The 8,927-nt window shown below is 46.3% G+C and carries 11 protein-coding genes and 1 pseudogene; 1 reads left to right on the top strand and 11 read right to left on the bottom strand.

Going from position 1 to position 8,927, the window contains the following annotated elements; translation table 11 throughout:
* From PGX78_RS04150 to PGX78_RS04100, 11 genes are all read right to left on the bottom strand, one after another.
* Positions 1–204: F0F1 ATP synthase subunit gamma (locus PGX78_RS04150; RefSeq protein ID WP_270445509.1), on the bottom strand; the 204-nt coding region annotated here is incomplete at its 3' end.
* Between the two features lie 3 nt (positions 205–207).
* Positions 208–1,743: a F0F1 ATP synthase subunit alpha gene (atpA, locus tag PGX78_RS04145; protein ID WP_006942722.1), complete on the bottom strand. Its 1,536-nt coding sequence runs from the start codon at positions 1,741–1,743 to the stop codon at positions 208–210.
* Positions 1,744–1,745: 2 nt separating this feature from the next.
* Entirely contained in the window at positions 1,746–2,309 is a 564-nt protein-coding gene (gene atpH, locus PGX78_RS04140; protein ID WP_270445508.1) for an ATP synthase F1 subunit delta, read from the bottom strand.
* Between the two features lie 6 nt (positions 2,310–2,315).
* Positions 2,316–2,810, bottom strand: coding sequence for a F0F1 ATP synthase subunit B (gene atpF / locus PGX78_RS04135; protein WP_006942726.1), 495 nt, complete (start codon positions 2,808–2,810; stop codon positions 2,316–2,318).
* Between the two features lie 45 nt (positions 2,811–2,855).
* A complete protein-coding gene (gene atpE, locus PGX78_RS04130; RefSeq protein WP_006942727.1) occupies positions 2,856–3,113 on the bottom strand; it encodes a F0F1 ATP synthase subunit C in 258 nt (85 codons plus the stop codon).
* A 30-nt stretch (positions 3,114–3,143) separates the two neighbouring features.
* The gene (gene atpB / locus PGX78_RS04125) at positions 3,144–3,818 is read right to left on the bottom strand and encodes a F0F1 ATP synthase subunit A (protein ID WP_006942728.1); all 675 of its coding nucleotides are present in this window, start codon (positions 3,816–3,818) and stop codon (positions 3,144–3,146) included.
* Positions 3,819–3,835: 17 nt separating this feature from the next.
* Positions 3,836–4,225, bottom strand: a complete 390-nt coding sequence (locus PGX78_RS04120) for an ATP synthase subunit I (RefSeq protein ID WP_270445507.1) — start codon at positions 4,223–4,225, stop codon at positions 3,836–3,838.
* Positions 4,222–4,494, bottom strand: coding sequence for an AtpZ/AtpI family protein (locus tag PGX78_RS04115; RefSeq protein ID WP_270445506.1), 273 nt, complete (start codon positions 4,492–4,494; stop codon positions 4,222–4,224). Before PGX78_RS04115 ends, PGX78_RS04120 begins: the two co-directional genes overlap by 4 nt.
* A gap of 232 nt (positions 4,495–4,726) precedes the next feature.
* Positions 4,727–5,872: a non-hydrolyzing UDP-N-acetylglucosamine 2-epimerase gene (gene wecB, locus PGX78_RS04110; protein WP_006942744.1), complete on the bottom strand. Its 1,146-nt coding sequence runs from the start codon at positions 5,870–5,872 to the stop codon at positions 4,727–4,729.
* A 28-nt stretch (positions 5,873–5,900) separates the two neighbouring features.
* Positions 5,901–6,938 (bottom strand): MraY family glycosyltransferase, encoded by a 1,038-nt coding sequence (locus PGX78_RS04105; RefSeq protein ID WP_270445505.1) that lies wholly within the window; start codon positions 6,936–6,938, stop codon positions 5,901–5,903.
* A gap of 128 nt (positions 6,939–7,066) precedes the next feature.
* Entirely contained in the window at positions 7,067–8,701 is a 1,635-nt protein-coding gene (locus PGX78_RS04100) for an alpha-D-glucose phosphate-specific phosphoglucomutase (protein WP_270445504.1), read from the bottom strand.
* Positions 8,702–8,841: 140 nt separating this feature from the next.
* On the opposite strand from PGX78_RS04100, the pseudogene PGX78_RS04095 reads away from it, so the two are divergent.
* Positions 8,842–8,927, top strand: a pseudogene (locus PGX78_RS04095) (exodeoxyribonuclease III); the annotation flags it as partial.

Here is an 8,927-nt window from a genome sequence, read left to right as displayed (position 1 = left end):
AAACAGGGGACCGGCTTCACCGCTTGCGGCAGCTGCCAATCGACGCAACATGGCTTCGATTTTATCGGTAAAAGGAGCCGTTGCCAAAGCGCGATCCTGTGCACGACGCAGACGTACGGAAGATACCATCTTCATGGCCTTCGTAATCTGTTGAGTATTCGTTACGGACTTAATCCGTCTGTTTATCTCGCGTGCACTCGGCATAAACTATTCCTCCTCTTTAACGAGTTCATGGTCGGCGCCGAACAATTTAATAAATTCTTCAACCGCCTTCTTGAGGATAGCTTCATCTTCTTCACCGAGTTGCTTCGTGTCTTTAATGTGGCTGCCCACATCGGGATACTGAGCATGCATGAACTTGATGAATTTTTCTTCAAATTCCGCAACGTCTTCAACCTTAATCGGCATGAGATAGCCTTTTACGGCTAAGTAAATCTGCATAACCTGGTCTTCAACAGCCATCGGCTGGTACTGAGGTTGTACGAGCATCTGCATCGTCCGTTCGCCTCTGTCGATTTGAGCCTTCGTACTCTTATCGAGGTCGGATCCGAACTGTGCGAAAGCCGCCAATTCACGATACTGTGCCAAGTCCAAACGCAAGGTGCCGGCAATTTTCTTCATGGCTTTAATCTGAGCCGAACCGCCTACACGAGATACGGACAGACCGACGTTAATAGCCGGACGCACACCGGAGTTAAATAATTCCGTTTCCAAGAAAATCTGTCCATCCGTAATAGAAATAACGTTTGTCGGAATATAAGCCGAAACGTCGCCTGCCAATGTTTCGATAATAGGCAAAGCCGTAATCGAACCGCCACCCAATTCATCGGACAGCTTGGCAGCACGTTCCAAAAGACGCGAATGTAAATAAAATACGTCGCCGGGGTATGCTTCACGTCCGGGCGGACGACGTAATAACAACGACATGGCACGGTATGCCTGAGCATGTTTGGACAAATCGTCATATACGCACAGTACATCTTTGCCCTGGGCCATGAAGTATTCACCCATGGATACGCCGGCATAAGGAGCCAAGTATTGAAGCGGTGCCCCGTCGGAAGCCGTTGCGGCAACGACAATGGTATACGCCATAGCGCCGTGTTCTTCGAGAGTGCGAACTACACGAGCTACCGTAGATGCCTTCTGACCGATGGCAACATAGATACAAATAACGCCGCTATCCTTCTGATTGATAATCGTATCGATGGCAATAGCCGTTTTACCCGTACCGCGGTCACCGATAATCAATTCACGTTGGCCTCGACCGATAGGAACCATCGAGTCGATAGCTTTAATCCCTGTCTGCAAAGGTACCTTTACAGGTTGGCGGTCGGCAATACCCGACGCCTGGACTTCAATACGACGCGTTTCTTTCGTCTGAATGTCGCCTTTGCCGTCAATAGGAGCCCCCAGGGGATTTACGACACGGCCGATCATACCGTCACCTACAGGAACGCTCATAACGCGACCTGTACGACGAACCGTATCGCCTTCTTTAATCAAGTCGTCTTCACCGAGCAATACGGCGCCGACATTATCTTCTTCCAAGTTTAAGGCTAAGCCATATACATTGTGAGGTAATTCCAATAATTCCCCGGACATGGCCTTATCCAAACCGTAAATATGAGCGATGCCGTCACCGACTTCAAGGACCGTACCGACGTCGTCCACATTCGTTTCGACATTATAGTCTTCGATTTGTTTTCTGATTATAGCCGTAATTTCTTCAGGCTTCATGTTCATTTCTAGTCCGTCACCTCGTTTGCTACACTGCCTTGCAATAAGGCGTGTTCCATATTCCGGATTTGTCGTTTCAAGCTGCCGTCAATAACCTGATCGCCGATTTGTATAACGACGCCGCCCAAGATAGACGGGTCCGTATAGTACATCGGTTCGATTTTCTTTCCGGTCATAGTTTCCAGCTTCTTCACGAGTGCCGTTTCTTCTTCCGCTGTTAGCGGCTTAATGACACGTATTTTGGCCACTTCAATATTCTGTGCGGCCCGAGCCAAATCGATAAAGTTTTCCACAGCTTCCGTAATTGCCGCTTCCCGACGACGGTCTACCATAACGTAGAGAAATCGGCAAACAATGGATGAAACGGAAGAAGCAAAAATCTTTTCAAGCGTTTCTTTTTTGGCTTTCGCCGTAACCAGAGGATTGCCCAAAAACTTTCTGAGATCTTCGTTTTCACGCATTACCGTGCGGACCGTTTTCATATCCGCCAGTACGGTATCAAGCGAATTATCCGACTGAGCAATATCAAACATGGCCTGGCTGTATTTTGAGTATACGGATTCAGGTATCATAAGTGCCTACCTTGCGATCCGTTTCGCATCCATACGATCCATGCACTCTTTAATCAATTTGGAGTTCATGTCCGTATCCATATTTTTTTCCAGTAATTTTTCTGCCACAGCCATAGACAGGGAAACTACTTCTTGCCTCATTTCGCGAAGAGCGGCTTCACGTTCACTGACGATTTCGGCGTGTGCCAATTCCTTTTCGCGGGCAATTTGCGTACGGATAGCATCGAGTTGCGCCTGTCCTTCCGCTTCCGCCTGCTTAACGGCCTTATCGATAATCGCCTGCGCTTTTTCCTGAGCCGTTTGCAACTGTTGTTCGTAATCGGCTTTCAGTTTTTCTGCAGCCAAACGCGACTGTTCCGCATCGTTCAAGTCGGACGAAATCTTGTTTCTCCGTTCCTCCAGAACCTTCAACATCGGTTTATAAGCAAACTTGGCCAAAATAGCGACCAGAACAAAGAAGTTGAGGAATTGGAAAAGCAAAGTACCGTTTATACTGATCAATGGTATTCCCTCCCCGTTTCGGTAAGTAACACTTCTTTATTCAAATTAGAGTAAACTTACAAACGGATTGGCGAATACCAATACAATGGCGATAACGGCAGCGATAATAGGAATAGATTCAATCAAGCCGATAGAGATAAGCATGTTCGTAAGGAGCTTGCCGCCCATTTCAGGCTGACGTGCCGTACCTTCCAACATTTTCGAAGCCGCATTGCCGTCGGCAAGAGCCGCGCCCAAAGCTGCCAAACCAATACCCAAGCAAGCACCGAATGCCGAGAATGCCAAAACAATTGCCTTTTCCATAAGTTATAACCCTCCCAGATATGTAAAAATTTAATGTGATCCGTGGAACGACGGAGCTAAATAAGATGTTGTCAAAATAGTAAAGATAAATGCCTGGATTAAACCGATAACCAAGCTGAACACGAGCCAAATGAGCGGCACGCCTACAGGTACCAGTTCATACAGCACTTCCATCAAAATTTCACCGGCCAAAATATTACCGAAAAGACGGAATGACAAGGTCAACGGTTTTGTAAATTCTTCCATTAAGTTGATGGGGAAGAACAATACAAAAGGCTGGAAGAAATGTTTGAAATACTTTCCGGCACCCTGATTGCGAATATACAACGCATGTGTCAAAAACGATGCGACCAACGCCAATGCGACGGTCGTGTTTAAATCATTTGTAGGTGATGATAATACACCCGGATTCGGTAACAGACCGAATTCATTAGCAAAGAAAATGAACAAAAACATGGTTAAGAGAACAGATGTAACCTGACCGTATTTAGGTCCCAGGTTTTCTTTAAACTGTTCAAGTAAGGCTTCAACAATCATTTCCATGCCGTTTTGCATACCGCTCGGTACCAAGGCACGTCCCCGCGTCGCCAACAGTGTAACCACAATAACGATGGCGGCAACAATCCATGTCATCATCAAGGTGTCAATATTGACATTTAACCCTAACAACTGAACAACCGTATGATGCCCCGCGTGTAATTCCATAAGCTGCACCTCCCTTCCTACAAAATACGCTGTAACGCCTTGCCAAAAAGTTCACCGAAAATCAGTACTCTGTACATCATGACACCTGCCACAAAGGAGGAAATCCTGATTTGAGGAAATTGCAGTACAACGATAAGCACAAGCATAATCAACAACAGCCTCACTACTACGCCGCCGCGGATAAAGACCAAGGCTTGTTCGGCCGGCATACGTGCGGATTTCGCTAACCGACTGCTGAGCATTACGAAATACAACAGATTGACCAGGCTACCGATGATCCATCCGGAAATATACTCGCCCGCTCCGACCGCCCAAGCGGCAATAGCCCCCAGTACGGTGCCTACAGCAAGACGAATTACCGTTTTTTTAACATATAAAGTAAATACGTCCACCGGTCGTCCTTTCATTTCCCCTGTTCCTTGCCACGTTCATTCAAAGTCCCCGCTTTTTTATACAAAGTCCAAAACCCGGTAACGGAACCTAAGAGTGCAAATGCCATGAGCCCGAACGGACTTGTATTAAAATACGAATCCACAAAGCGTCCAATGAAAATACCGACAATAATGTTCACAAATAAAGTAAGGCCCAATGAACCGGCTACGGCTACGAGCTGCAATGTCGACATGCCGTCGCTTCTTTTTTGTGATTTTTTGCGGTCTTCCGTTGCTTGGCCCACGAATATTTACCCCTCACGGCAACTACAGTGAATACGGTAAGAATCAATGATTATATCCGCATCGATTGACCCCGTACCTGATGTATATTTTACTCTTCCATTTGATAAAATGCAACAAAGCCGAACGGACTTAGCCCTTTTTTTCTTAAGGTTTAAAAGTGTAAAGAGCACTAAAAAAGGCGACATTTTGTCGCCTTTTAATCATACTATTTGATTTGAATATTTATTCATTTTATTTAAATTCTTCAGGCCGTTCGGAGCATTCATTGTATACATACCGCACAGCTTGAACAATCCGTTCCGAAGCCCTTCCGTCACCATAGGGGTTGACGGCATTGCTCATGGCTTCATAAGCTTTTTTATCAGTCAATAGGCGTCTCGTCGTTTCATATACGACATCCACATTGGTACCGATAAGAGATACAGTTCCCGCTTTTACCGCTTCCGGTCGTTCCGTCGTATTTCTCAAAACGAGAACCGGTTTTCCCAAAGACGGAGCTTCTTCCTGAATACCGCCCGAATCGGTCAGCACCAGATAGCTGCGACTCATAAGGTTGGCAAAGGGTTCATAATCAAGCGGTTCAATGAGGTGGATTCTGTCTACCCCCGCCAGTTCTTCGTTAACGACCTGTCGAACAAGCGGGTTGCGATGTACGGGAAAAACGATTTCCGCATCGGGCGTTTCTTGTACGACCGAACGTAAAGCTTTATAAATATGTCGCATCGGCTCCCCTAGATTTTCCCGACGATGGGTGGTTAATAAGATAACTCGATGCTGTTCAAAGTCGATTTGGCGCAATTTCTCGTCATCAAACTCGTAGTCGGGACGAACGGTCTTCATTAAGGCGTCAATAACCGTATTTCCTGTTACATATATTTTTTCCGGGTTCACACCTTCACGTAAAAGATTGGCTTTAGCCGTTTCCGTCGGTGCAAAATGAAAAGACGCAATGGCTCCTGTGAGTTTACGATTCATTTCTTCGGGAAAAGGCGAATATATATCCCCCGTCCTCAATCCCGCTTCTACGTGACCGACTGCAGTCTGACTGTAGTAAGAAGCCAAAGCACCGGCAAAGGTCGTCGTCGTATCGCCGTGAACGAGAACCAGATCGGGCTTTTCTTTTTCCAAAACCTCTTTTAATCCGTTCATCGCCCGCGAGGTTATATCGTATAGAGTCTGCCCCTGCGACATAATATCCAAATCGTAATCGGGTTTGATTTTAAACAAATGCAACACTTGATCAAGCATTTGTCGATGTTGAGCCGTTACGGCCACGACCGTCTCGATTTCGTCCTGATGTTTTTTCAGTTCCAATACGACAGGAGCCATTTTTATGGCTTCCGGTCGAGTGCCGAATACGGTCATTACTTTAATCATGAAAGCGCCTCCTTAGACGTATACCCTTCTATTTTTTCATGCCGTTTGTGTTGTCGGAGCGCCGTAACACACCGATTCGACGGGCCGAATAAATAATAATAGCCAAGACGGCGATAACCGTAACAATACCGGTCTTATAGCTTACATTGGCAACGAAAATCGCAACAAATCCCAAAATCGCACTAACCATGTACATGCTGAGAACAGCTTGTTTCTGAGTCATCCCCAAAGCCAGTAAACGGTGATGCAAATGTCCTTTATCGGGCTGAAATATCGGAACGCCGCTCATTTTGCGACGCACAATAGCAAACAAAGTATCTAAAATAGGTACCCCTAAGGCGATGATAGGTACAATAAGAGCCACCGTTGCCGCCGTCTTGACAAGCCCCAGAACAGCCACAACCGCCATAGTATACCCCAGAAGCATGCTGCCCGTATCGCCCATAAATATTTTGGCGGGATTAAAGTTATATTGCAAAAATCCCAAGGCAGCTCCCGACATAGCCACTAAAATCATAGCCGGCAAATATTGATTCATACTGACAGCCATGAAAAACATGGAAATGGAAGCGATTACCGATACCCCTGCCGCCAAGCCGTCTAACCCGTCAATAAGATTTACCGTATTGGTAAATCCGACAATCCAAAAAATCGTAACCGGTACGGCCAACCATTCGGGAATGATTAAAATGGTTCCGAACGGATTGGTGACCCATTCGATCTGTACGCCGAAGGCCACGGGAATAGCTGCGGCAATAATCTGCCCGGTCAGCTTTACCTTAGCCGGTATATTCTTGATGTCGTCCCAAATCCCCAAGCACACAATAGCCGTAGCTCCTAATAAAAAGCCTAAAAATTCTTTATATACGGGCATGGAAAAAAGGACGGCCGCCATAAATCCGATAAATATGGCCAATCCGCCCAGACGGGGAATAATATGAGTATGCACCTTACGTGCTTCGGGCCGATCTACGGCACCGACACGAACGGCAAGCTTTTTCACGGCCGGAGTCAACGCGTATGAAACAATCAGACCGATAAAAAAAGGTACGAAATATGCCAGCACCGAACACGCCTACTTTCTTTTTATAATTGAAATGCCGTGCTTTCAGCAACGAACATTCAAAGAATACACTTCTGTCCACGGTCATTATAACACAAGTGTTTATTAAAATACCATAAGGCCGCCGCTTTTTATTTCTTGTCACGCAAAGCTTCGTCAATAAGTACCTTGCCTTCTTGCAAAAGACTCTCCGCCTCTTCATCGGATCGGTAACTTTCACTGTATAGCTTGTATAAATCTTCCGTTCCCGAAGGCCGTGCGGCGATCCAACCGTCAGCCGTACTGATTTTAATACCGCCTATAGAAAGATTTTCGTAAGCAGATCGGGTCTCAATGTCCGTAATAGTTGCGTCACCCAACTTGACAACCCCGATATCGGACTTGTCCAAAGCGGCAATACGTATTTTTTCTTCTTTCGATACGGCCGTATCACACCGTTTCGTATAAGTAGATCGACCCAATCGTTTACAAACTTTTTCATAATAAGAAAGAGGAGACAAGCCCGTAACGGCCTTTATTTCCGCTGCCAAGAGACACATAATGATGCCGTCTTTATCCGTCGTCCATACACTGCCGTCACGCTTTACAAACGAAGCGCCGGCACTCTCCTCTCCGGCAAAAAAGACCTTCTCTTCATACAAGAGGTCGGCAAAGTATTTAAACCCTACGGGGACTTCATATACATTGGCACGGAGTCCTTCGGCAACAACTTTCAGTAACTCTGTGGTTACGATGGTTTTACCGATACCCGTTTTGGCAAAGTCACGATGTGTTCCCAAATAATGAGCGCAAGCCGTCAAAAAGGCATTGGCTCCGATCATTCCTTCCGGACCGCAGACGACACCGAACCGATCATAATCGGGATCATTAGCCAACACCAGGTCGTATGAACGACCGTCTTTGATGACGCCGGCCATGACATAAGGTGATGAACAATCCATACGCACCTTACCGTCGGCATCATAAGTCATGAAGGTGAACCGCGGATCATAACTGTCATTAATAAAGTCGGCCTTAATATGATACTTTTCGCATACGGCATGCCAATAATTCATACCCGAGCCGCCGAGAGCATTGACCAGAATATGCAGATCCGCCCGGGCTATGGATTCCATATCGATAACCTGAGACAGTTCCTCTACATACAGCCCTTTATAGTCATAAGGAATGCAACTTCCCCCCTGGCGTTTTTCCGCTTCCGGCAAAGTATACCCGGTTTCCAGCAAGCGGTTTGCTTCTTTTTCTACGGCCTTTGTAATCGTACTGTTCGCCGGCCCGCCGCTTACGGGATTGTACTTAATACCGCCACAGTCCGGCGGATTATGAGACGGCGTTATGATAATACCGTCACCCCGCTTTTCCGAACGGTTTTCATTATAACGAAGAACGGCACGCGATACGGACGGTGTCGGTACAAAATCGCCTTCGCAATCCGTGCAGGCCGCAATCTGATTGTAAGCCAAGACATTCAAGGTCGTTTGATAAGCCAGTTGGGACAAATAGTGCGTATCCGCCCCTACAAATACGGGACCGGAAGCTCCGAAGCTTTGACGCAAATTGCAGATAGCCTGAACAACCGAGCCTACGTGTAAAGCCGTAAAGCTTCCGTCCGTAGCTTTACCGCGATGTCCCGATGTGCCGAAGGAAACCCGTTGAGCCGGTTCATCCATGCAGGGAATCGTTTTATTATAAGCTTCTTTTATTTCTTCTAAATCGGGATAATCACAGGCTCTCACCCGTTGTCCCGCCAAAGGATGTACAGACACGCTTTCCACAATCCTTTCATCTCGTTTCGACACGGTTATATAAGCCGTTTAAGGCTTACTATTCACCACATCTTATGGTAATATAAATATACTTGGTATTATATCAAATCACACCGTTCTGTAAAAGAAAGGACTGTACTATGAAATTTATCTCCTGGAACGTCAACGGGCTGCGTGCCGTTATGAAAAAGGGATTTCCCGAAATATTTAAAGAACTGGATGCGGA

The sequence above is a fragment of the Megasphaera sp. AF13-6AC genome (assembly GCF_027685385.1).
GTDB lineage: Bacteria > Bacillota > Negativicutes > Veillonellales > Megasphaeraceae > Megasphaera > Megasphaera micronuciformis.
The sequence above is the reverse complement of the archived record's forward strand: the minus strand, read 5'-3'. Positions and strand labels throughout refer to the sequence as shown.